Origin of the sequence: Micromonospora echinofusca, assembly GCF_900091445.1 — a bacterium.
Classification (GTDB): domain Bacteria; phylum Actinomycetota; class Actinomycetes; order Mycobacteriales; family Micromonosporaceae; genus Micromonospora; species Micromonospora echinofusca.
In genome coordinates this window covers 2020106-2043594 of the sequence record NZ_LT607733.1, presented here as the reverse complement: position 1 = coordinate 2043594, position 23489 = coordinate 2020106, and the positions used below count along the sequence as shown (strand labels likewise).

The following is a 23489-nucleotide window of genomic DNA, read 5'->3' as shown; positions in this document are numbered from 1 at the left end:
CCGTTCTCATTGAATCTGATCCACCCGACCGCGTACCTGTTGAGGGCTGTCGATAGCATCGTCTGCACTGGATCCTGGGGCGCTTGCTTGGACAGTCTGGTAGCAGCTTCCCGGTTCGACGCCTGGAGGCGTGCCATGACGAGACGAGCTGGCCTCACGGCCCTCCTGGTGGCAGCCTCCATGGTCGGCTCCGCGTTCCTGGTGAACGTCGCCAGTGGCTGGACCAGCAACGTTGGCGCCGTGGTCTGTCTGGTGGTGGCCGTGGCGCTCACGACCCTCCAGATCAGGCACCAGCAGCGGCAAGAGGCGCCGGTTAACCCAACGGGCATCGGAAACCTGGCCGACGGAGTGACTTTCCGCGCTTACGGCCGCGCCGAGTACCTGATGTGCCTGGCCTTGCTGGCCTTCCTGGTGCCGGGGTGGGTTGAGTTCGGCCTCGGTGGCCCCGCCTTCGACACGCTCTTTTGGACGTTTGGGATACTGGCCATAGCCGGAGTCACGCTGTATGAGTACAAGAAGTTCCGCGAGCACGTCGTGGAGCTGACAACCCGCCATATCCGATGCGCTTGGTGGGAGTCGGCGCTCGAAGACCTCGGCGCCGACTGGGGTGCCCCCGACATCCCTTCTAAGGGACGTCTCGTAACTGGGTGGAGGCGTTGCCCGGCACCGGCCCGGCGTTCAGCCGGCCAGGATGATGTTGTGGAGGTTAGCGATGCCGGACGCGGCGTCGGTCAATGTGTGGGCGGCGCGGCGGTAGTCGCGCAGGATCTTGAAGCACTTCATCCTGGCCAGGGCGTGTTCGACCCCTGCTCGGACGGTGCGGTGTTCGACGTTGAGGGCTTCCTTCCAGTCCGGCAGGTCGCTGCCGTCGGTGGGCTTGCGGTACGGGATGATCACCTCGGGGTTGCCGCGGTAGCCGCCGTCGGCCATCACCGGCCGCCCGTCGAGCTTCTCGGCGATGCCTGAGGTGCGGTAGACGATGGTGTCGTTGCGGTTGCCGGGCTGCGGGTCGCCGACGGCGATGACCAGGCGGGTGCTGGCGTCGATGGCGACCTGCAGGTTGGTGGAGTAGCGGTAGTTCTTGCTCCGGGCGGCCAGGCGGTGATCGCGGGTGGGGACCAGCGTCCCGTCGACGATCGCGATCTGCTCGACCGGCCGCTTACGCACCGGCGCCAGGGCCAGCAGCGGCGCGAGGGTGTCGATGACCCGGTGCGCGGCGGAGTGCGACACCCCGAACAGCGGGCCGATCTGCCGCATCGTCAGGTTCGTACGCCAGTACGCGGCGACCAGCAACACCCGATCCGGCAGGTCGAGGGCCCACTGCCGGCCCGGCCGGCCGTCGGCGATGCCGTCACCGCCGCGCTCGGCGACCAGCCGGACCAGCGAACGGAACTGGGCGGGCTGCAGCCCGGTGAACGGGAAGATCCACTCCGGGCGGGCTGCCGAGATCACCTGCACCCAGGCATCTTGACCGACCATCCTCAACGGACAGACACCGGGGTTACGAGACATCCCTTAGCGACGGCCCAGGGCGAATCAAGTTCCGTGAGAACGGATCAGGTACGGATCAGATTCAGTGAGAACGAATCAACTTCGCTGAGAACCCACAGTTCCCGCAGCGCGGGACGCGAAGTCGACCGCATGGTGCTGAATATACAAGCAACATGAATATCTAGCCAAGGTGACCGTATGCCCTGGCCGACCCACCTGAACGTCCCCAATGGACGCGCACGCCGGACGTCGGGCGGGGACTACGCCTCGGTTGGCAGCAGCGCTGGCTCCCGCAGCCACATCGGTCGATGCGCCCGGCCCGCCACTGCCCGACTCCGGACTCGTTGTCCCACACCAACGCCTTGGGCACCCGTCCCCAGCCGGAGATCAGCGTCCAGTGCCCGGCCAGCAGATCCGGCGACTGCCGGGACGGGATCATCACCGCTGACAGCCACCGCGAATACCCCGACACCATCACCAGCACCGGCGGCCTGCCGACCTGCCCGAAGCCCAACGGCACGTCCGCCGGCGGGAACCACAGGTCGCACTGCGCCAACTCTCCCGGCAGATACTCCGTCCGCTGAGCCGGGTCCGGGCGGCGGAACAACGGCCGCAGCTGCTGCACCCGATCGGCGAACACCGTCTTGCCACGGGTCCACCCGACCCGTTCCATGATCACCGTCGTCGGCATGTCCGGGAACTCCGCCAACAACGCCCTGATCTGCGGCTCGACCGCGTCCACGAACGAGCCCTTCGCCGCCCGCTGATAGCGGGGCGGCTCATGACTGGCCACAGCCTTGCGCACCGTGTTCCGCGAGACCCCCAGCCGGCGGCAGATGGCCTTGATCGCCATCCGCTCCGCCCGGTGCAACCGACGGATCTCCGCCCAGTCCTCCACGCTCAGCACCTCCCGATGCTTCCGGAAGGGGTCAAAATTCAGCCGGAAACACGGGGTCAGTTTTCAGGCGGAGCCGACACCGCAGTGCTGGCCGTCATGCGGCAGTTCTCGGCACATGCCCAGGAGCCTGCGTTGAATCAGCCGTCCTGGACGGCCCATTCTTCAAGGGGAACCGCGATGGCCTCCATCAGGACGTTGCCCATCGTCATCTGCCTGTTGAGCGCCTCTGTTCCCGGGTAGACAAGCGCAGCGTGGTCCACGCACAGTCGGCTGGCGTAGGTGAAGAGCTGGTACAGCTCCGCAGTATTCGGCCACTCTTTCCAAGGCCGATACTTCGCGTCGTAGACGGCGACTGGCCGGCCGCCAAGCTCTACGACAAAGTCCGCCCGGGCTCGCCTTGCCGGGCCAATGTCTACCAGGGAAATGGGGTATTGGCTGTGCACCACGGCTTCCGGCTGGTGGGTCCTGAGCCACCGTCCGACGTAGCTCTCCCAGACCTTGGTCATGTTGAACAGCACGCCGACTCCGGCGATGCCGCTACCGGCAGGCAGCGTGGTCCGGTGATCGAGGACGAGCCTCGCCAAATCATGGATCTCCCTGTACCGCGCCGGCAGCATGGGTAGCTGCCGGCTCCCATCCTCTGCTGCGTTGATGTTTCGAAATACAGGCGCGAGTTGCCGTAGCCGGGCTTCGAGCTGTTTGTCCTGATAGGTGATCCGGCACAGCTTCCCGTGCGCGGAAGCGATGAGCCGGTTGAGCTCGATGTCCGCGGTAAGGCGTTTGGTCGTCGTGACGAGACGATCGGCACGGCCGGCGTGGGCGTTCAAATGTGCGGTGACAGCGGGGACTCCGGCATACGGGGGTCTGGCCACCATCGTTTGCTTGTAGCCCTTGGCCAGGCCCTGTCCTGCTATTCGCTCAGCCTCGCGGACGAACGCCAACGCGATGAGGTCCATCAGACCAGCGCCGCCTTGGGCCGAAGTCGCGTCGTGGCGTAGCAACGCTGCCTTGCCACCCAGACCGAGCAGGAGAGCCAAGTCGCGGAACGCGAATCTGCTCGAGATGTCGACGACACGGCCGCTACGCAGGCGAAACCTGCCCACATATGGCCCTGGCTGGATGTCGTACACCTCTGCTTGTCCGGTGGGCGCGAGCCGCTCGACGACGCGGGGCTGCTGGGTCTTGTCCGCACTCCCCCGAGTCAGGCTCGAAAGTTCGTAGGCCTCGTCCTGGCTGAGCTGGATGGTGCGCGTCTCGTATTCGGTGAGCTCGATCAATTCAGGCGCGCTCCGCGATGAGCGCCCGGACATCGGTGTCGAGCTGCTCGAGCTCGCGAGGCCGGTCGAACCAGTGCTCCGCCAGGTACGGTCGGAGCTGGTACGACCAGATCCGTTCCGCCGTTGCCGCGTCGAGGCCCTCCGCCATCCAGTACGAGTGACCAGGGCTGACGGGCACGTCCAGCCCAACGCGGTCTCGGATCAGCCGGAAGAGCCCGAGCGCCAGGTCCTTGTTGGCGCTGGGTCGCGCATCGGCCCAGCTGCTCAGCACGGCCTCACTCGGTAGCACCGGGAAGGCGTGGAACCTGCGACGAAGTGCGAAGTCCAGCAGGGCCAGGCTTCGATCTGCGGTGTTCATCGTTCCCAGCACGAACAGGTTCTGCGGGACGGACATCCGCCGCTGCGAGTACGGCAGGGTGACCGGTGAGTCACCCCGATACTCCAGGAGGAACATCAGCTCACCGAAGACCGCCGCCAAGTCCGCGCGGTTCATCTCGTCGATGACCAGCACGAAAGTCTGGTCCGGAGCCTGCTGCGCGCGCTCGCACAGCTGAGAGAAGACACCCGGGCGGACCCGATAGCTCAGCGCGCCCTCGGCACCGACCTCGGGGCGCAGCCCTTCGACGAAATCTTCGTACGAGTAGGCCGGATGGAACTGGGCGAGTTCGATGTGTTGTGACGAGCTGGCCATGTGGCGGGCCAGGAGCCGAGCGATGTAGGTCTTGCCGGTGCCAGGAGGACCGTGGAAGACGGCCTGGCGCATTCCGGTGGTGAGCGCCGAGACCCACTCATCGATCTGTTCCACCGGCAGGTAGCAGGCTGTGGCGACCTGCTCCGCCGTCATCTTCGCCTCGGTTGAGCTACTCACCGGCATTCCGTTGCTGGACTCACCAGTGGCGTCCAGCAGCGACAGTAGGTTTTCCGGGCGCGCCCTGCGCATCATCTCCGTGAGGATCGCGTCGGCCTCCTGTGGTGTTACACCGTGCTCCTGTCGCCAGGATCGCAGATCGGCGCAGAATGTCTCAGAGGGTGGTTCGGTAGCCTTTGCCCATTGTGGGCTTGGCTCAGTGTGTGAATGCGAGCGATGGTCGTAACCGGTGAGGTCTCCATCGCGTTGGGTCGATCATGGGCGAGCGTGCGGCGTACCCGAGTGACCTGACCGACGACCAGTGGGCGGTGGTCGGACCGTTCCTGCAGGCGTGGAAAGACCGGCATCCGTCGGTGTCGGGGCATCAGGGCCGCTACGAGTTGCGGGAGATCGTGAATTCGATCTTCTACCAGAATCGGACCGGTTGTCAGTGGGCGTACCTGCCGCACGACCTGCCCCCGAAGTCGGCCACCTACTACTACTTCGCCCTGTGGCGCGATGACGGCACGGACCAAGTGATTCATGATCTGTTGCGCTGCCAGGCGAGGGAGCGGGCCGGCCGGCGGGAGGACCCGACCGCGGTGGTGCTGGACACCCAGTCGATCCGGGCCGCCAACCACGTCCCGGCCGCCACGACCGGCAAGGACGCCGCGAAAAAGGTCCCGGGCCGTAAACGGGGCCTCGCGGTGGACGCCCTAGGGTTGATCATCGCGGTGGTGGTCACCGCCGCGTCGGTCACCGACAACGCGATCGGCGTACGACTGCTGGACAACGTCGTGGCCCACACCCCGACGGTGACCAAGGCATGGGTCGACGCCGGGTTCAAAGACGACGTGCAGATCCACGGAGCGGTGAACGGTATCGACGTCGAACAGGTCAAGCGCACCGACACGGCCGCCGGGTTCGTGCCGATCGCACGCCGGTGGGTGGTGGAGCAGACCAATGGCACGCTGATGCTGCACCGCCGTCTGGTCCGCGAGTACGAGAGCCGACCCGCCTCGGCGGTGTCACGCACATGGTGGGCCTCGACGGCGAACCTGGTCCGCCGGTTGACCGGCACCACCACCGCGTCCTGGCGCGACCCGGGCCACCAACGGTGACCCGACCGCCGCTGCTGGACCTGCTCACCGAACGCGAGACCGCCGCCGGCATCACCGCAGAGCGGCTCCGCGAGCAGATCGCCACCCTCACCGACCAGCTCACCACAGCCGAGACCGAGCTGGCCGAACTCGCCATCACCCGCAAGACGCTGCTCAGCCTGACCGGCCACGCCGACCCGGCGGCACCCACAGACGCGACCGTCGCCAGCCCCGCTTACCAGCAGATCCTCGCCGTGTTCCACTCCGCCACCGCACCGATGCGCGCCAAGGACATCTGCCACGCCCTCGGCACCGACACCACCACCAAGGACACCGAGAATCTCCGCGCCAAGCTCAAACGCCTCGTCGCCCGCCAGATCCTGACCGAACCCGAGGCCGGCCTGTTCACCCTCGCCTCGCCACCGCCAGCCGCATAGCCCCACGGGCAGGACCTCTACCCCGCGGCCAAACCCACAACCGGACATGCCCTTCCGAACCACCCTCTCATAGCTAGCCAGGCTGTCCGCTCGGTACGACGCTCCTGTCTCGGTCGCCAGACCGTCCATGGTCGCGTTGATGCATATGCCGAACCGCTCGGGGTCGCGGAGGTAGAGCAGGAAGCTCGGCAGTGACGATCCGGCACCGGGCAGGATCGAGCGGTCTCGGAACATCTGGCCCAGCACCTTCAGCGCGTCTTCGATCGATCCACGCCAGAGCGGTACGAGCGTCTGGTTGAAGCGCCTCGGGTTTCGGCCGAGCTTGGCCATGATCGCGCCGGTGAAGCCTGGCGTGAAGCGGTCGAATCGAGTGCGCCCTGCCTTTTCATGCTGGTTGAACAGACGACCGAGATCGATGATCTGCTCGGTGGACATGAAGCCGAGATGCTGATTGATGTACCGCCGCGCCGCTTCCTCCGCATCACGCCGCGACTGCACGAACCGCAGGCCAAAAGCCCGCCGCTCGTCGTTGATGATGTGCTCGGTCGTAGCGTCGATCACGGCCGCTCTTTCTCCTAGTTTCGTCAGGACGGCACCATTCGGTGTCCGCGTCTGTGACAGCCCCGGCCGTGCTGTGCTGGGCCCGTCTCCTGCCTGCGCGCCAGGGCAGCGACGTGAGGCATCTACCGGAAGCACGCGAGCTGCCGGCGACCGTTCCGTCACTCAACTCCGACGGTCTTGGCAGATGCATCCTCGAAGAGGCGCTGGCGCTCGGCAGCCAGGACCTCTCGGACGAGCTCCGCCTCGGACAGATCCACGGCCTCCGGGCTCGAGTCGGCCATGTCGCTGACCCGGGCGAACTCGTCGAAGATCCGCTTCTTCCGCGCCAGCAGTTCGGTGATTCGCTGGTCGACGCCGTCCTCGGACAGCAGCCGGTGGACCTGCACTGACTGCACCTGTCCCATGCGGTGCGCGCGGGCGATGGCCTGCGCCTCGGTCGTCGGCTTGAGCTGCGGTTCACAGATGACGACGACGGACGCGGACTGGATGTTGAGTCCGACGCCGCCGGCCACGATCTGGGCCACGAGCACGGCTCCGTGCCTGGCGGACGAGAACTGGTCCACCATCTGCTGACGTTGGCCGGCTGGCACGGAGCCCGTGAGTGGCCCGAACACCGGCCCAGGCAACGACCTGGCCACGAGGGAGAGAACATCCCTGAAGTGGGAGAACACAATGACCCGGCGTTCGTTCTCTTCCGCTTCGCGGACGATCTCGATCAGGCGCTGCATCTTGGTCGACTGGGATCCTTCGAGCATTGCCGCTTGGCGCATCTCCATGAAGTTCCCGCGCTCGACCGCGCCCCGATACCGCGAGCCGTCCGCACCGGAGAGCGGCAACCATTCCTCGATCTCGATGAGCTCCGGGAGTTCGGTCAGCACGTCCTCCTGGTTTCGGCGCAGGTACGCCGGCGCGATCTGCCGGCGGAACGTCCGCGGCGACAAGTCGCCGGCGTCCACGGTCAGGTCCGGGCGTACGTAGGAGGCCAAGTTGCGGAACTCGTCGACCTTGTTCTCCAACGGCGTGCCGGTGAGCAGGATCGCACGTTCCGATCTGGCGACGAGTCGCTTGGTCCGGATCGTCCGCTGCGCTTGAGGGTTCTTGATGTAGTGGGCCTCGTCGACGACGACACAGGCCAGGTCGCGCAGGTCCCGCAGCGCGGGTTCCCACCACGCCAGCGTCTCGTACGTGGTGATGGCAACCCCGCCATCGCGCATCCACGCTCGGGCTGCACGTGCGCGTTCCGTTCCATGGACTCGGCATGCTCGCAGCTTCGACTTGGCGGCGACCTCGCGGATCCAGTTGGTCACCACTGCTGCCGGACATACCACCAGGAAGTGGGTCTTGCCTCTGCTGCGCAGGTGCGCGAGGACCGCGATCGCCTCGACGGTCTTGCCGAGGCCCATCTCGTCCCCGATGATGACCTTGCGCTGCACGAGGGCGAAGCGGGCTCCGAAGCTCTGGTAGCCGCGCAGCGACGCCGTCAGGTGCTCGCCGTTGAGCGCCTGGTCGCGTACCGCCTGAATGATCTCTTCGGGGAGGTCGCCGTGCGACGCGTTCTCGTCCTCGGTGGCGAACCCCAGCTCGGCGAGCATGGCGAAGTAGTCGGCGGGTCGGGCGAGGAAGTCGTCCCACGGGTCCGCGCCGACGTTCCTCCGGCCCGATGCGGACGACATGCCCAGCAGTTCGGCTCGCCGTTTGACGATCTGGATGCTCTCGGTGAGTCCAGCGACGGCGAGTTGCCTGGCCGGAATCACGAGCAGGTGAGTGGTCCCGCTGTCGATTGCTGCTCGCAGCGGTGCGAGTTCCGATGCGCGCTCGAGGTCCGCTGCCGCACCTCGGGTCTGCCGGCACGAGTCCCATTCGGCGAGGCAGCGCAGCAGCTGGGTGGTTTCGGGGTGACGATGGTTGACGTCGATGCGCACTGGCATCTCGTCGTAGGTCGTCTGCCTGAGGGTCTGTGCTGCGCCGAGCATGCGCCGAGCTGAGGTTTCGCCGACCCCCGGCAGCGCTTGGAGGGACCAGCCGCAGTCCAGGACTTCCTGCACCGTCTTGATCCCCTCTGCGTAGAGTGGCCCCAGCCGGAGGCGATCGCGGGTAGCACTCTTCAACGCGTCCACCGGCATCTCGTGCAGGATCCGTTGGACGTCGGCGCGTCTCACCTTCTCACCGGCGTCGCGGGCCGCCGACCTGTACGAAGCTTCGCCTGCGACGACGTTCGCGATGGCGTCCAGCGCTTCCGGCAGCCCATCGATGACCGGCCGGTCCAGGATCTCGGGTGCCGGGGCGGTCTGCCCGGAGACGAGGTCGAAGCGAAGTGCGGGGTCGAGCAGCGACTGGAACCCGAGCCGTCGAGGATCTACGGGCGCGGTGAAGGCGCCGAGCCGTTCCAGTCGACCAGGTCCGTCGCTCCGGAGGAACGCCGCATGGTGACGGCGCAGGAACTCGCCGGCCATGTCTGCCGATTGCTTCTTCGCCGACCCGGTGAAGAAGCGGCGCACCCCGAGCATCGGTGCGACCTCGGTGACGGCGCGGGGCCCGTCCACAGTGAGCAGGTGCAGCAGCGTACGGTCGGCAGCGGTCAGAGCGGGGAGGGTGGCGCGCTCCCAGAGGCGCCTGAGGACGTCGGCGTCACTTCTCCGGAGGGTGAGTACGCGCCAGGCGGCTTGGCCGGCCCGACCAACCATGACGCTTCGTGACCGCAGGCTCTCTTCATCGCGGTCGGCTGCCTCCTGGACCGTATGGTGCCAGTTCTGCACGTCCTCGCCACGGTGGCACCACTGGCTGAAGTCCGCCGCAAGACGACGAACCTCTTCGCGCTCCGTCTTGTTCATGCTCACCGCAGAGATCGAGGGGGTTAGGGACGGTATCGTAGTGCACCCCTTACGCGAACAGGACTCCCCGAAGGCATCTGTCGGGAAGCCGACGCGACAGGCGCAGCACCTGCCGATCGTGAGTTCGACTGGATCGAGCGTCTACCGTCATCCGCCGCGAGCAGGCAGAGACCGGGCAGGAACCCGGCCAGCCACAGGTGAAGATCCGCGAAGGACTCGCTGAGGCCCCGACGTCGAAGCGCAAGCTGACGAACGGGCCCTGCCCGGACAGAGTTGGACGACGCTCGGGCCAGGAAGCGGACGGTGGTGCCGATCTGCCCGTTCCTCGGCGAATGGCTGGGCAAGCACCCCGAGTACGACGCGATCGTGGCCCGCTCGACACGCAAGGTGAAGTAGCGGGTCTCTGGCCGGCGGCCGCACCCGGCGGGCCAGGGTGCCCGGCGCATCCCTCGCCAGCGCTACTTCGTGGCCGGGGTGGCCATCCGGGGCCGCAAGGGCTGAGACCGGTCCGGCGTGCGGGGCCGTACATCCATCCAGTGACCGACCAGGTCGGCGTAGCTGGGTGCCGAGTGCAGCAACTCGGCGTGCCCACCGAGCACTGGCCGGCCACCGTCGAGGAGCAGGATCCGGTCGGCGCGCAGGGCGGAGCTGATGCGATGTGCGATGACGACGAGTGTCCCGCCGCGAGCGGCGAACGCCTCCTCGACGCGGGCCTCGGCAGGCGGGTCGAGGTGGCAGGTGGCCTCGTCCAGGATCACGACGGGGGCGCCGTGAACGTACACCCGGGCCGCGGCCACGAGTTGCCGCTCCCCGGCGGAAAGCACGTCCGGATCGGTCAGCTCGGCGTGGTAGCCGCCCAGCCGGTCGACCAGGGCTCGCATGCCCAGGGCGTCGACCGCCTCGTCGAGAACATCGTCGCCGGCGTCCGGACGCAGCGCAGTGAAGTTCTCCCGCAGCGTCGCCCGGAAGACGTACGCCTCCTGCGGCACCAGGCTCACGTGGGCACGCAGCGCCGCCTCGTCGAGGTCGTCCAGACACACGCCGCCCACCGTGATCCGACCCTGCTGCGGTGCGGCCACCCCGGCCAGCATCGCGGCCACCGTGGACTTGCCGATGCCGCTAGGGCCGACCACGGCGAGGTGGTCACCCCGGCGCAGCGTCAGGGACAGGTCCTGCACGACCGGCTCCGTGGTCCCGTACGCGAAGGTCACCGCGTCCGCCTCCAGGGCGGCTTCGGCCGGCACCGGCAGGCGCCCTGTACGGGCAGGCGGCGTCGACTGCTGCGCGGCGAGGCGACCGAGGGTGACCGCCAGCTGTAGACCCCAGGTGCCCACGACCGTGACCAGGGAGCGCAGGGCGGGTTCGAGGCTGGAGGCCAGGTAGGTCAGCACCCCGACAACCTGACCGGCGCTCAGGCCGCCCGCACCGGTCAGCCACGGAGCGGCGACGATCACGCCGACCATCGGCAGCTGCGCGCCCAGCAACACCACGAGGATGCGGATGCCGCCGGCGATGGCGAGGGTACGGCTGGCACGACCGTGCTCCTCCACGACGTGGGTCAGGTCGGCCGCTGCGGTGCGTTGGGCGCCGCAGGCCACGACGTCGCGGATGCCGCCGAACACCTCCGCCGTCCCGCGCGCCAGGGCCTCGTCGGCCCGCACCACCGCGCGCTGCCGCGCGGCGAGGGTTCGCAGCTGCCGCCGGAACAGCGCCAGTGCCGCCGCCAGCGGCGGCAGGACCAGGACGAGGGCGCGGGGCGCGAGCGCAGCCAGCCCCACCACCGTGACGATCAGGGAGACGGCCAGCTGCCGGGAGGTACGCAGCAGCGCGGAGATCAGGTTCCGTACGGTTTCGACGTGTTGGGTGAGCCCGGCCACGGCCGACGGGTCCGCGGGTTCGCCGTGCCACACGGCACGGCCCAGCGAACCGGTGACCACGACCCGGACCAGCCGGTCGCGCAGGGGCTCGACGATGGCGGCGAACCACGGGAACATCGCCCGGGTCGCTGCCGCACGGGCGATCATGGCGGCGGCAAGCAGCGCCAGGTAGGCGACGCCGGTCGCCGGCCGGCCGGCCAGGAACCCGTGGTCGAGTGCCGCGGCGACCAGTACGCCGTAGAGCAGCGCCGGCAACGCCTCCACCATGGACCAGCCGGCGATGCGCCACAGCGCCGGCCGGCTATCGCGCAGGGCCGTGCGCAGAAGTTCTCCGCCCGTGTCGGGTCTCATGCGTCCTCCGTGGGTGATCCGGCCTGGAACAGGGCCCGGTACTGCGGATCGGTCCACAACTCGGCGTGCGGGGCGAGCGCCCGGACCTGGCCGGCGTGGAGCCAGGCGACGAAATCCGCCCGGGCCGCCGTGCTGGCCCGGTGCGCCACCACGAGGCTGGTCCGGCCGAACAGCAGGCGGGTCAGCGCGCGCCCCACCTCGACCTCGGTGGCGGTGTCGAGGCTGGACGTGGCGTCGTCGAGTACGGTCAGCGGGCAGGCGTGCAGCAGTGCCCGGGCGAGGCCGAGTCGCTGGTACTCCCCGCCGGAGAGCCGTACGGCCGACAGCGCGGTGTCGTAGCCGGCGGGCAACCGGACGATGAAGCGGTGGGCCTGCGCGGCACGGGCCGCGGCCTCGATCTCGGCCGTGGTGGCTTCGGGGCGTCCGAGGCGCAGCAGTCCGCCCACCGTGCCGCCGAGCAGTGCCGGCCGTTCGAAGGCGTACGCCACACTGCGGCGAAGGGCTGCCGGGTCCAGTTGGCGCAGGTCGACGCCGGCGAGCAGGACCCGTCCCGCGTCGGGTTCGGCGAGCCGGCCGGCGAGCTGCGCGAGGGTCGACTTGCCGGCCCCCGAACGGCCCACGACCGCGACCGACATCCCGGCGGGCACCGTGAGATCGAGCTTGTCGAGCACGGGCCCGGTGGATCCGTCCACGGTCACCTGCTCGAATGTCAGCCCGGCCTCGGTCGGGCGCGGCAGCAGGGTGCCCGGCTGGCCGAGCGGGTCGGGCAGGCTCAGCAGCTCGCGTAGGCGGTTCGCGGCGGCGCGGGCGTGTGCCAGGCCGATGACGGTGTCCACCTGGGAGAAGGACTGCAGGGCGAGCATGGTGTATCCGCCCGCGGCGAGCAGTTCGCCGGGGGTGAGCCGCCCGGCCGTCACGCCGAAGCCGGCGACGGTGAGCACGGCCAGTTGGCCGATCGGCAGCAGCAGTCCGACGCCGTACGCGGCTCCGCGCTGCAGGCGCCACAGCGCGTGTCCGGTGTCGCTGAGCTGCGGCAGCGGGGTGAGGACCCGCTCGATGTCGCGTTCGATGGTGCCTCCGGCGCGGATGCTGCGGGCTCCGGCGAGGGCGTCGAGCAGTCGTGCGGCGATGCCGGACTGCAGCCGCTGGTAGGCGGCGAAGAGGTCGCCGGCGCGGTGCATGAACAGCCGCATGAGTACGAGCACGGCGGGTACGGTGAGCAGCAGGGTGGCCGTGAGACGCCAGTCGAGGCGGGCCAGCAGGACCACCGCGACGGCGGCCGTGCCGAGGCTGACGAACGCGGTGACCGCCGTGGCCAGCGCGCCGGTCACCGGCGGCACGCCGCTGGTGACGCGGGTGGCGATGTCACCGGCGGGGTGTGCGCGCGGGCCGGCCAGCCCGAGGGTCAGCAGATGGTCGATCAGCCGGCGTCGCACGGCGACGGTCGCGGCGGCCCCGGCGGTGGCGGCCGCGACGGTGCCGAGCAGGGCGGCGGCCGCGTCTGACAGGACCAGAGCGAGCAGCCACCCCAGCGCCTTGTGGTCGGGATCGCCGGCGAGGGTCGTGTCGACCACCCGGGCGAGGGCGCCGGGCAGTGCGGTCGCGGTCAGTGCGCCGGCGATGGCGGCTACCACGGACACGGCCAGCCATCCGGGTGCGGCGCCGACCGTCATGCGGTACGGCGATGCGGCGGGTGTGAGCGGGTGGGCCATGCGGCGGTACGCCTTCCTCGAAGTCCGTACGGGGCGCGGCGGGGCCGGCCGGTGGGATGGGACCGCTGTCCCACCCCAGCGGCCGGCTGCCGTCAGTCGGTGGTGATGAAGCAGGTGATCCAGCAGGTCGGGGTGTCCTGGCAGGTCACCTGGCACCTGCTCAGGGCGACCGGCTCGGTCTCCGGCAGCAGCTGCAGGGCATCGAGGTCGAGTTCCACGAGGGGTTCCTTTCGGGTTGGGTGACGGTCAGGTCGGATCAGTTGGGAGAGGTCCACGTGCAGGTCCACCAGCAGGTTTCGGTGCACACGCCGAGGCTCTCCGCGCGCTGCTCGGGCAGCAACTGCAGGGCGTCGAGGTCGAGTTCCATGTCGTTCACCTCCCTTCGCGGTCGAATCGGGCACGGGCGGCGGTCAGAGCGTCACGCCGCAGCCGTCGGTCCACCAGCAGGTGAACGCACAGGTGCGACTGCACGGCTGCAGGCCGCTCGGTTCCTGCTCGGGCAGCAACTGCAGGGCGTCGAGGTCGAGTTCCACTTCTCACCTCCTCTCGTCGGGTTGGTGAGGCTCCGCGCGGAGGAAGGCGCTGATCCGCGCGGCGAGGTCGTCGCCGCCGGGTCCGGCGAGCGGGTCGTGGCCGCCGCCGGCCACCTCGCGGTACTCGACGGGATGTCCGAGGGTGGTGAGTCGGCGGACGAGCTGCTGCGACTGGGTCACGGGGACGACGTCGTCGGCGTCGCCGTGGACGACCAGCAGCGGCGCACGCAGCCGAGGGGCGAGGCGCCACACGTCGCGCGGCCCGAGTGGGTCGTCGATGTCGACGCAGCCGCCGAGGCGATCGAGCAGGCGCTGGACGGCCGGCGACGCGCTCGCGTGCAGCCTGGCGCCGGACAGGAACGGGGCCACGACGGCGCAGCGTGACCACCGGTCCGGCTGCGTGGCCGAGGCCAGCAACGCGAGGTAGGCGCCGTAGCTGATGCCGTAGAGGGCGGGCCGCGGCGCGGCCGGGCCGCGCCCGGCGGCGAGGTACTCGCTGATGGCGGCCACGTCGGCCAGGTCCGGGCCGCCCCAGGCCCGCAACAGCGCGTCGCGGTGCGCGGCGCCGTAGCCGGTGCTGCCTCGCTGGTTGGGCGCGACGACGGCCATGCCGGCGTCGGCCAGTTGCTGCAGCAGCGGGTCGAACTCGAACGACCAGGCCGCCTCGGGTCCGCCGTGCAGGGCCACGACGAGCCGCGCAGCGGTCCGCCAGTCGCCGTACACGATTGCCTCCACCGGCCCGGCGGCGCCGGGCAGGTGCTCGAGGTGGGCCGGTACCCAGCCATCTGGATGGGGGGCCGGGGCGCTGCCGGTGACGCGGCATCCGCGCGCGGTCACGGTGAGGATGCCCACGGGCGCGTGCGGGCGGGAGAGGGGCACGTGCAGGCCTGCGTGGTTCCACCCGGCCACCGGCTGGAGCGTGCCCGCCGGGGTTTGCAGGTGCTCGACGACGCCGGCCGCCGGGTCGTACGTCGCCAGGCGTGACGCGGCACCCGCGCTGATCCGAACTGCCACCCGCTGGCCATCGGGGTCGACGGTCAGCGGCAGCAGGCGGCCGCCGTCGGGCAGTCCGCGCGCCGGACGCAGTTCGGCGCCGCCGCCGGGACTCCACAACAGCGTCGGTGAGCCCCCGGTGTGGGCGGCCAGCATCAGCCCGGTCCGTGGACCGGTGAGCAGCAGGTGCGTGGCGCCGGCCGGCTCGACGCCGGGCAGCGGCGTCCACCGGCCCTCGGCGAGGTCGATTCGCACCGGCGTGGCGGACCTGCCGCGCAGCAGAGTGCCGGCCAGGCTGCGTCCCTGCTCGTCGAGCCAACTACCCCCGGCGAACACCCCGGGAAGGGTTGCCACGGTCGTCATCCCGGCCTGGTCCACGCGCCGCAGGGTGGTGGCGCCGTCGGCGCCGACACTGACGCCCAGTGCCCAGCCCGCCGCCGGCGGGCACGGTATGAGGCGCAGGCCCGGCCCGGCCACGCTGCCCAGCGCAATCTCCTCGCCGGCGTGGTCGAGCAGGGACACCCGGTGCAGGCCCGTGCCGTTGCGGCACACGACGACCCGGCCATCGGCGGTGGGCACCGGCTGGGTGCGGGCCGTCTCGCTGCCGGGAGTGGACAGCCGCAGGTGGCTTACTCGCTCGCCGGCGAGGGACCACGCCTCCACGTACAGGCCGTGACGTCCGTCCGAGGCCAGGCAGGCGGCGTACGTGCCGGTGGTGTCGAAGCGGAAGCTGACCCGGGTGACGGCGGCGTCGGTGCGCGCCGCCGCGTCGGGCACGACGGTGACGCTCATCCGGTCACCGCCTCGGTCGTCACCGCGAGCCGGTCGGGCATCCACAGGCGTGTGCCGCCGTGGCGCAGACGCAGCAGCAGGGCGAGCATTCCGGCCAGACCGGTGCCGTAGTCGGCGGTCACCTCGCTCATCGACTCGTCCGGTACGACGATCCGGCCGCCGCGGACGGTCTGGCGCGCGTACGCCGCCGCGACGAGGTCCTCGGCCCAGCTCCGGTAGCCGGACGCGCCGGTCGCCGCTGCCAGGTCCAGCAGGAACTCGGCGTTGCCGGCGACGCCGTGGCAGGCCACGGGGGGACCGTGCCAGCGGCTGCGGTGCACCGCCATGGCGGCGGTCTCGGCGAGCTCGCGGATGTGCTGCTCGCCGGTGGCCAGCCAGAGCCGGACGAGGAAGGTGCCCACTCCGGAAGCGCCGCTGCACCAGTTGACCAGCCGCGCCGGTGGCCCGTCCGCGGTCTCCTCGCCACTGGGCCACCAGGTTGCGCCGTCGGCGCTGTCGGCGGCCGCGGCGAGGGTGTCACCGGCCGCGCGGGCCACCGCCACGTACCGGTCGTCGCCCAGGGTGACGCCCGCATCGAGCAGGAAGTTGCCGACGCCTGCGACGCCGTGGGCGAACCCGTAGTGGCTGAGGCCGGCGAGTTCGGAGGCGAAGGTGGCCGGTATCGGCCAGCGGACCCCGTCGTCCGGGTCGCGCTGTGCCGCGGCGACGAGGCCGTCGGCGCACTCGCGTACCCGGTCGGCGAACCGCTCCTGTCCGGTGGCCTGCAGGAAGTACAGCTGGGTCATGCCGGCCCCCGCGGCGCCGTGGCACACATCCGGATTCGGCCAGCGCAGTGGCAGTTGGCACGCAATCCGGCGGGCGGTCTCGGCCAGGCGTTCGTCGTCGAGCGCGACCGCCGCCTCGTGCAGGGCCCATGCCGTGCCGGCTCTGCCGAAGTACAGGCCGGGCAGGATCTGCGGCTCGTAGCCGACGCGGCGTACGGTCCACGCGGCCGCGTCGCGCAGGGTGTCGCGCAGCCGCCCGTTGTCGTGTGCGTGCGCGGCTCGGGCCAGCACGGCCAGCACCCCTGCCGCACCATGCTGGACGTTGCACGGGTCGGTCCGCTCGCCGAACGCTCCGCTGCGCCACAGCCGTGGCGCGTTTACGGGTGCCATGGTCTGCATCAGGTGCTCGAGGCCGTCGGCGAGCATCCGGTCGCGGTCCACGCAGGTTGGAGGTGGGCCGGGCATCGTGTGGCCGGCTGGCCGCGCCGCGGCGAGGAACGCGCGGACCTGGTCCAGTTCCCAGCGCCCGGCGGGGTCCGGGTCGACGAGCGCCAGGACCAGGGGAAGCAGCGCCTGCAGGGTGGGGTGGTCCGCGGCGAGTCGCTCGAGCAGGGCACGGTGCCGCCCGGCGTCGTCGTCACCGTTGGGGACAGCCGGATCGACGCCGGTGGCCAGGAACACCAGGGTGCTGCCCAGCCCGTACCGGTCGGCGGCCTGCGTGGGGGCGAGGGCGATCCTGGAGCCGTGACTCTGCTCGGGGGCACCGTATCCCGGCGTGCTGGCCCGTACGGTGAGCGTGCCCGGCTCGCACGCCAGCTCAAGGTCCACCAGTCGCAGGTCGCCGTCGTCGGTGACGATCAGGTTGTTGGGGGTGAAGTCGCGCACGACCAGCCCTTCGGCGTGGATCGCGGCGATGATGTCGACCATCGCGCCGGCCAGACGCAGCGTGTCGGTCAACGGCAGGCCGAGCGCGTCGGTGGCGGGCAGCCGGTCGGCCACCCAGGCACGCAGCGGTTGGCCCGCGATGAGCTCCTGGGCGAGGAACACGTGCCCGTTGACCTCGAACAGGGTCACCAGCGCGGGCGTGTGGCCCTTCGGGGCCAGCCGGGTCAGGATCGCCGCCTCGTGTCGCAGCAGGTCGCGGCAGTCCTGGCCGGACATCACCGCGGCGACGTGCGGCCGGGCCTGCTTGATCACCACGTCGGCGCCGGAGTGCTGGTCCAGGGCGCGGTACACGCCGCCGCGGTTGGCGTGGCGGATGGCTTCGCGCACCACGAACCGGTCGGCGAGCAGGACCGGCTTGGCGCCGCCGCCGGCGGCGGGTCGGGCCTCGACCGCCGGTGCGGGTTCGGCGGCCGGCAGGGGCACGGGCGGCGCCCAGGCGGGGGTGTGGAAGCGCGGTTCCCGTTGGTCCTTGACCTGGCTGCCATCGGGGGCGGTGAGCATGCCCTCGTAGGTTCCGTCGTTGCTCAGGACCGCGGCAGCGCTCATCCCGCCGTAGCGGTAGTGCACGAGGCTGCCGGACCGGTAGGGGCGGTCGGACAGGATCTGCGGACCGGGCAGGCCCAGGGTCGCCTCGTGCAGCGCGGCGGCGAGGGCGGCGAACTCGGCGTCGTCGGCGGGGTAGACCGTGATGAACTTGCCGGCCCCACCCCGGTCGTAGCGGGCGGACACCAGCAACTCCACCCGCTCCAGGGTGGCCGCGAACTTGAACGCACAGCCCGCCCGGACCAGCAGTTCCGCCGCGCGGGCCAGCACGAGCGGCGCGGCCAGCGGTGTGGCGGAGACGTGCAGCTTCCAGCCCTGCGGTCGGCGCAGGGCGCCCTTCGGCGTGACATAGCACCAGAAGTCGCCCTGCTCGACGCGCCACGTTCCGGCTTCGCGGTCGATCAGCGCGGTGATCTGGTCGACGAGCAGATGCTGGTCGCTGTCGCTGCGTTCGACCGCGCCGCGGTCTGCTACCCGGCTCATCTGACGCCGCCTCTCGTCCTCCGCCGCCCGGGCGTTCGCCCGGTGCGGGTTCAGACTGCTCGTCGAGACGACGCCCGTCCTGAGTGGCCGGTACCGCAGTCGCGGTGACCCGATCGGCGGGGTGGAGCACGCGGATACCCAGGACGGCCGACCGCGGTACTCAGCCGCCAGCGCTGCCGGCTGAGTACCGCAGGCGTCGCGGTTGTCGGGGCGTGGTGCGAGGTGCCGTCGCGGCTGGTTCGGTGCCGGCGCGGCGCCGCGGTCAGCGCTCCAGCGCCTCGAGGGCCGCGGCGAGGTCACCGCGGGTGCGCACGCCGAGCTTGTCGTACGCCCGTTGCAGGTGGTTCTCCACGGTGCGCACCGACAGCACGAGACGTTCGGCGATGTCGACGTTGCCCAGCCCGGTCCCGGCCAGGGCGCAGACCTCCCGTTCGCGGCGGGTGAGAGCAGCGGCGGCCGGGGCTCGCGGCGGAAGCCAGGGCGGCCAGAAGCCGACGCACGTGCCACGTAGCTGCGTGAGGCGGTGGGCCAGCCGGCTGGCGGCGGCATCGCAGCGCCGGCGGTAGCCCGCCTCGGCGAACGCGGCGGCCTCGACCGCGAGGGCGCCGTACCCGCGGACCGCCCACTGCTCGCTCGCCACCTCCAACTGTTGCGGGTCCCCGACGGCCAGGTGCTCCGCGTAGTCGGCGTGCCACCGGAACAGAGGGCTGTCGGACAGGTCGGCGACCGCCTTCAGTTCCGCGGCTACCTCCGGCGAGGGAAGGATGCGCGAGAGCAGGTGCAGCGCCTCCACGGCGCTCGACACCAGGCCCGACGTGCGGAAGCGCTCGGCCAGCTCCCACAGGCGGGTAACCGCGGCGTCGCGGTGTCGCGACGCGGCCAGCACCCACGCCTCGCTCACCGCGGTGTAGTCCCCGAAACTGCTGCCGGGCGGAACCACCGTGGCGACCTCGGCCAGGGCCGCTGCGGCGCGGTCACACTCGCCCAGGTGCGCGGCCCACCAGGCAGTCATGGCCAGGATGTTGGCCCGGATCGGAAACAGCGTGTGGTGGTCGGTGACCGCGAGGGCTTCCCGGGTCCACCGATCCGCCTCGGTGATCCGGCCGGCGTCGCCGGCGCACACTCCGCACATCATCGCCAGCAGCCCGACCGCGTCGCTCGAGCCGTGCGCCACGGCGTCGCGGTAGTACCGCTCCGCGACGTCGGTGGCCTCCACCAGCTTCCCGCACATGACCAACGCGTGGACGTGACAGGACTGGGTGGCCGCGCGCATCGTCGGCCAGATCTCCGACGCGCTCAGGTCGCCGGTGGAGAACTCGGTCACCGCCTGCCCCGGGGCGCCACCGAACACCAGCAGGTAGGGACGCAGCGGAGTGACGGCGGTCTCCAGCAGCGGGTCGGTGGACGGCTGGCTCAGGGCCGCCCCGACGGCGTCCAGTGCCTCCGTCCCACGGCCGCAGAAGACCGCGATGCCGGCCTCGGCGGCCAGCAGTTCGTGATGCACCTCGGCGGGCAGCTGCCGCGTTGCCTGCGCCAGCACGGCCAGGCTGTCCTGCGGTCGGCGCAGCCCCCAGAACAGGTTCAGCGCGCGCAGCGCCGCGGCGCGCGCCCGGTCGGCGGCTTCCGGCAGCAGCTCGTAGGCGGCGGCCAACAGCGGATCGGCCTCCGCGGGCCGCCCCTGCGCGACTGCGGCGCGTCCCGTGTGCCAGGTGTCGAGGGGCGCCGGCAGGTGCTGGGCCAGCCGCCGGGCCAGGGAGGCGCCTCCGCGCCGCAGGGCGTCCTCGACGGCTGCGAGCAGTTGCCGTCCGTCCACCGGCAGCCCGGCGTGGCAGCGCCACGACACAACCTGCATACGGTCGCCTGGGCTCTCCGCGACGGGCTCCGCGACCTCGGCGAGCTCCCGCATGACGCGTCGCGCACGCAGCGGACCGGTTCCGGCCCTGACGGCCTCCCCGTAGAGCGGATGGCCCAGCCGGACCATGGCTCGCGTCGCGACGGTGTGAAGCCGCAGCATGCCGCGCTCCTCCAACCGTTCGGCGACGGCCGGCGCAACCAGGGCTTCGAGCATCGTCAGCGGGATCGGCTCGGCGTAGGCCACGTAGGTGAGCGCCTCGCGTTCCGGCTCGGACAGTTCCTCGACCGTCATCGTCACCAGGTCGGCCAAGCGCAGCGACGCGGGATCGTCCGCGCGGTGCCACCGCCAGATCTCGCCGTCGCAGCGCAGTTCCCCGCAGGCGCGGCCTCGCCGCAGCACCTCCCGCAGGAACAGCGGGTTGCCCAAGGTCCAGCGCCACAGCAGGTCCAGGGTGAGGCCGTCGGTGCGAGCACCGAGCGCGGAGGTGACCAGCGCGGCCACCTCGGAGCGGTTCAGCCGCGACACGTCGATGCGCTCCAGCTCGCCCGCGCGGCGCAGGGCCGCCACCGACCGCAGCCCCGGGGTGTCGCCGCGAGCGACCACGAGCAGGTTCACGGCCCGGGCGATCAGGAGGCGCTCCAGGACCACCACCGACGCGTCGTCGAGCCACTGGGCGTCGTCGACACCGATGACTACGGTACGGCCGGCCGCCCGTTCCCGCAGGTTCTCGGTCAGTTGCCGGAAGGCGTCGGCGACGCCGGAGGCCGGTGCCGGCAGCAGGTTGACGACGGCCCCGAACGGCACGTCCTGCCAGCCGGGGGTGGGCACGACCCGCTCCACGAGGCAGCCGGCGTGCTCGCACGCGTCGAGGGCGGCCGAGGCGAGGCGGCTCTTGCCCACGCCAGCGTCGCCGATCAGGAGGGCTCCCGCACCCGCTGGTGCCAGGAGCGCGTCCTTGAGCCGTGTGATCTCGCGGTCGCGTCCCACCAACGGCCAGTCCAGCGACACATCCACGATGTCCCCCGGGCGCACGTCGCTCCCCCTCCGTCGATCGATGCACACCGCTTCACAGGCGGAGCATGGCATGCGGCGGCAACCATAGGCGCGAGCAAGGGCTGCTCTATCCATCGTGGGACTTGGCGCGGGCAGCCGCCGGCCAGGCGGGCCCGGACAACGCCCACTCCTGCCAACCTCGCCAACGCGACCGTGCCCCGAGTCGCTGTCGCTACCGCACGAGGGCGTGGGCCGCGATCACGACTCGATCGGCTTTCCATCAGCGTCCCGGGTGGGGTAGCGAGCGGGAGCGGATGAAGCCAAGCTACGCGGCCGGGAAGTTCTATGACCGGCGGCAGCACGACGGCTCCCTAACCGAAGCCGAAGAGGCCGTCACCATCGTGCCGGGCGCGATGCCGCTACGGCTGCGCGGGCCGGCGGCCGGCGTCACCAGCTCGCCCGGTCGACCCAGCGTCGGCTGCGTCTGCCAAGGGCGCGGCACCGTCCGGAACGATCATCCCCGTCGACCGCCGTGACCGCCGAGCGTCCCTCTCGATATCCAGGGTCAACGCCCCGCCGCTTATACAGGCGGCAGCAGCGGCCACGATCCTCAACGAGGCGCCGCTCTCGATTCCCCGGCTCGACGGCCATCTGCTGGTACGAACGTCTCGGTTGCCATTAGGGCTTCTACAACCCTCGCCGCCAGCACAGCCGTCTGGGTAACGTCAGCCCCGACACCTACGAGAAAATCCACCGAGAGCCCCCGACACACATCGAGGTGTCCGGCTCATAGGGGTCACTTCGGTGCAGTCCAGGGGCGACTCGGAACCCTGGTGGGGCGGGGCCGTTCCCTGATCCTGCGGGCGCTCGGGGTCACGTCCGCGCTGGTGGTGTAAGAGACGGCCATCGCGGGATCCGGTCTGATGCTATGCGGCGATCGGGGTCGGGTCGGGTTGGTCGGTGTCGGGTTGGTCGGTGTCGATGGTGACCATGCGGGCCTTGGCGAGTAGTTCCAGGCCCATGTAGCGGCGGCCTTCGGTCCATTCGTCGGTCTGCTCGGCTAGGACGGCGCCGACGAGGCGGACGATCGCCGCCCGGTTCGGAAAGATCCCGACGACGTCGGTGCGCCGGCGGATCTCCTTGTTCAACCGTTCCTGCGGATTGTTCGACCAGACCTGACGCCAGATCTCACGCGGAAAGCCGGTGAACGCAAGCAGGTCGTCGCGGGCGGCGTCGAGGTGCTCGGCCGCAGCCGGGAACTTCGCCTCGATCGTGGCCACGACCCGCTGGAACTGGGCGTGGACGGCGTCGGCGTCGGGCTGGTCGAAGATCGTGCGCACCAGGGTGGCGATCCACGGCTGCGCGGACTTCGGCACCTTGGTCAGCAGATTCCGCAGGTAATGGGTCCTGCACCGCTGCCACGACACCCCGGGAAGGGCCGCCCCGATGGCCTGCACCAGGCCGGCGTGGGCGTCGGAGATCACCAGGCGGACACCGGTCAGGCCGCGGGCGGTCAGCGACCGCAGGAACGCCAGCCAGCCGGCGCCGTCCTCATCCGAAGCGACGTCGAGCCCGAGGACTTCGCGCTGACCGTCGGCGTTGACGCCGACCGCGATCAGCGCGTGGACGTTGACGGTGCGCCCATGCTCGCGGACCTTCATTGTCAGCGCGTCCATCCACACGAACGTGTAGTGCCCTGAGTCGAGGGGTCGGTTGCGGAACGCCTCGACCTGCGCGTCGAGGTGGGCGGCCATATCTGAGACCTGCGACTTGGACAGCTGCCGGATCCCGAGTTGCTCGACCAACTTCTCCACCCGCCGGGTCGACACACCCAGCAGATAGGAGGTGGCCACGACTGACACCAGGGCCTGCTCGGCCCGCCGCCGGTGCGTCAGCAACCAGTCCGGGAAATAGCTGCCCTGCCGCAGCTTCGGGACCGCCAGATCGATCGTCCCGGCCCGGGTGTCCCACTCCCGAAGCCGGTATCCGTTGCGGGAGTTCACCCGCTCGTCACTGCGCTGCCCGTAGCCGGCGCCGCAGATCGCGTCCGCCTCAGCGGACATCACCGCCTGCGCGAACGTTTTGATCATCGCCTGCAACACGTCCGGCGACGCGCCCTCGATCTGCTCGCGCAGCAGGTCAACAGGGCTCACACTCTCAGATGCGGCCATCGCGTCCTCTCTTCCTTCTCTGACTTGGTCGTCTT

Annotated in this window: 17 protein-coding genes and 2 pseudogenes; 5 read left to right on the top strand and 14 right to left on the bottom strand. The window is 70.6% G+C overall.

The window, feature by feature from the left end:
- Window positions 1–678 precede the first annotated feature (678 nt).
- The 4 genes and pseudogenes from GA0070610_RS09360 to GA0070610_RS09345 form a co-directional block, all read right to left on the bottom strand.
- Window positions 679–1458 (bottom strand): transposase family protein, encoded by a 780-nt coding sequence (locus GA0070610_RS09360; RefSeq protein WP_088998274.1) that lies wholly within the window; start codon window positions 1456–1458, stop codon window positions 679–681.
- 328 nt (window positions 1459–1786) lie between these two features.
- Window positions 1787–2398: pseudogene (locus GA0070610_RS09355) on the bottom strand (helix-turn-helix domain-containing protein); the annotation flags it as partial.
- Window positions 2399–2526: 128 nt separating this feature from the next.
- Window positions 2527–3666, bottom strand: coding sequence for a 5-methylcytosine restriction system specificity protein McrC (locus GA0070610_RS09350; protein WP_157747109.1), 1140 nt, complete (start codon window positions 3664–3666; stop codon window positions 2527–2529).
- A 1-nt stretch (window position 3667) separates the two neighbouring features.
- Window positions 3668–4609 (bottom strand): McrB family protein, encoded by a 942-nt coding sequence (locus tag GA0070610_RS09345; protein WP_088999653.1) that lies wholly within the window; start codon window positions 4607–4609, stop codon window positions 3668–3670.
- A gap of 182 nt (window positions 4610–4791) precedes the next feature.
- On the opposite strand from GA0070610_RS09345, the gene GA0070610_RS09340 reads away from it, so the two are divergent.
- The 3 genes from GA0070610_RS09340 (at window position 4792) to GA0070610_RS30440 (ending at window position 6629) form a co-directional block, all read left to right on the top strand.
- On the top strand, window positions 4792–5634 hold the full coding sequence (locus GA0070610_RS09340) for an IS5 family transposase (RefSeq protein ID WP_088999634.1): 843 nt from the start codon (window positions 4792–4794) through the stop codon (window positions 5632–5634).
- Complete coding sequence (locus GA0070610_RS09335) at window positions 5631–6050, top strand: hypothetical protein (protein WP_088999633.1); 420 nt, start codon at window positions 5631–5633, stop codon at window positions 6048–6050. Before GA0070610_RS09340 ends, GA0070610_RS09335 begins: the two co-directional genes overlap by 4 nt.
- Window positions 6051–6437: 387 nt before the next feature.
- Window positions 6438–6629, top strand: a complete 192-nt coding sequence (locus GA0070610_RS30440) for a hypothetical protein (RefSeq protein ID WP_157747108.1) — start codon at window positions 6438–6440, stop codon at window positions 6627–6629.
- Window positions 6630–6769: 140 nt separating this feature from the next.
- Here GA0070610_RS30440 and GA0070610_RS09330 read toward each other — a convergent pair whose 3' ends face one another.
- Window positions 6770–9442 (bottom strand): DEAD/DEAH box helicase, encoded by a 2673-nt coding sequence (locus tag GA0070610_RS09330; RefSeq protein WP_089003382.1) that lies wholly within the window; start codon window positions 9440–9442, stop codon window positions 6770–6772.
- A gap of 273 nt (window positions 9443–9715) precedes the next feature.
- On the opposite strand from GA0070610_RS09330, the gene GA0070610_RS09325 reads away from it, so the two are divergent.
- Window positions 9716–9838 carry an N-acetyltransferase gene (locus GA0070610_RS09325; protein ID WP_157747107.1) on the top strand — a complete coding sequence of 41 codons (123 nt, stop codon included), beginning with the start codon at window positions 9716–9718 and terminating at the stop codon, window positions 9836–9838.
- 62 nt (window positions 9839–9900) lie between these two features.
- On the opposite strand, the gene GA0070610_RS09320 is transcribed toward GA0070610_RS09325, so the two are convergent.
- From GA0070610_RS09320 to GA0070610_RS09300, 8 genes are all read right to left on the bottom strand, one after another.
- On the bottom strand, window positions 9901–11670 hold the full coding sequence (locus GA0070610_RS09320) for an ABC transporter ATP-binding protein (RefSeq protein ID WP_088999652.1): 1770 nt from the start codon (window positions 11668–11670) through the stop codon (window positions 9901–9903).
- Window positions 11667–13310, bottom strand: a complete 1644-nt coding sequence (locus GA0070610_RS09315; RefSeq protein ID WP_172896481.1) for an ABC transporter ATP-binding protein — start codon at window positions 13308–13310, stop codon at window positions 11667–11669. The genes GA0070610_RS09320 and GA0070610_RS09315 overlap by 4 nt, the downstream gene beginning before the upstream one ends.
- Window positions 13311–13474: 164 nt before the next feature.
- Window positions 13475–13600 carry an ALQxL family class IV lanthipeptide gene (locus GA0070610_RS31095; protein WP_197697814.1) on the bottom strand — a complete coding sequence of 42 codons (126 nt, stop codon included), beginning with the start codon at window positions 13598–13600 and terminating at the stop codon, window positions 13475–13477.
- A gap of 38 nt (window positions 13601–13638) precedes the next feature.
- Window positions 13639–13749 (bottom strand): ALQxL family class IV lanthipeptide, encoded by a 111-nt coding sequence (locus tag GA0070610_RS31090; RefSeq protein WP_197697813.1) that lies wholly within the window; start codon window positions 13747–13749, stop codon window positions 13639–13641.
- 43 nt (window positions 13750–13792) lie between these two features.
- Window positions 13793–13915, bottom strand: coding sequence for an ALQxL family class IV lanthipeptide (locus GA0070610_RS31085; RefSeq protein WP_197697812.1), 123 nt, complete (start codon window positions 13913–13915; stop codon window positions 13793–13795).
- 3 nt (window positions 13916–13918) lie between these two features.
- Window positions 13919–15700 (bottom strand): alpha/beta hydrolase family protein, encoded by a 1782-nt coding sequence (locus GA0070610_RS09310; RefSeq protein ID WP_088999650.1) that lies wholly within the window; start codon window positions 15698–15700, stop codon window positions 13919–13921.
- On the bottom strand, window positions 15697–18435 hold the full coding sequence (gene lanL, locus GA0070610_RS09305; RefSeq protein ID WP_088999649.1) for a class IV lanthionine synthetase LanL: 2739 nt from the start codon (window positions 18433–18435) through the stop codon (window positions 15697–15699). The genes GA0070610_RS09310 and lanL overlap by 4 nt, the downstream gene beginning before the upstream one ends.
- Before the next feature lie 262 nt (window positions 18436–18697).
- Window positions 18698–21322, bottom strand: coding sequence for a helix-turn-helix transcriptional regulator (locus tag GA0070610_RS09300; RefSeq protein WP_172896479.1), 2625 nt, complete (start codon window positions 21320–21322; stop codon window positions 18698–18700).
- 156 nt (window positions 21323–21478) lie between these two features.
- Between GA0070610_RS09300 and GA0070610_RS31365 the strand changes: the two are divergent.
- Window positions 21479–21636: pseudogene (locus GA0070610_RS31365) on the top strand (M23 family peptidase); the annotation flags it as partial.
- Window positions 21637–22209: 573 nt separating this feature from the next.
- On the opposite strand, the gene GA0070610_RS09295 reads toward GA0070610_RS31365, so the two are convergent.
- Window positions 22210–23454 carry an IS256 family transposase gene (locus GA0070610_RS09295; RefSeq protein ID WP_088999647.1) on the bottom strand — a complete coding sequence of 415 codons (1245 nt, stop codon included), beginning with the start codon at window positions 23452–23454 and terminating at the stop codon, window positions 22210–22212.
- Window positions 23455–23489: the final 35 nt, after the last annotated feature.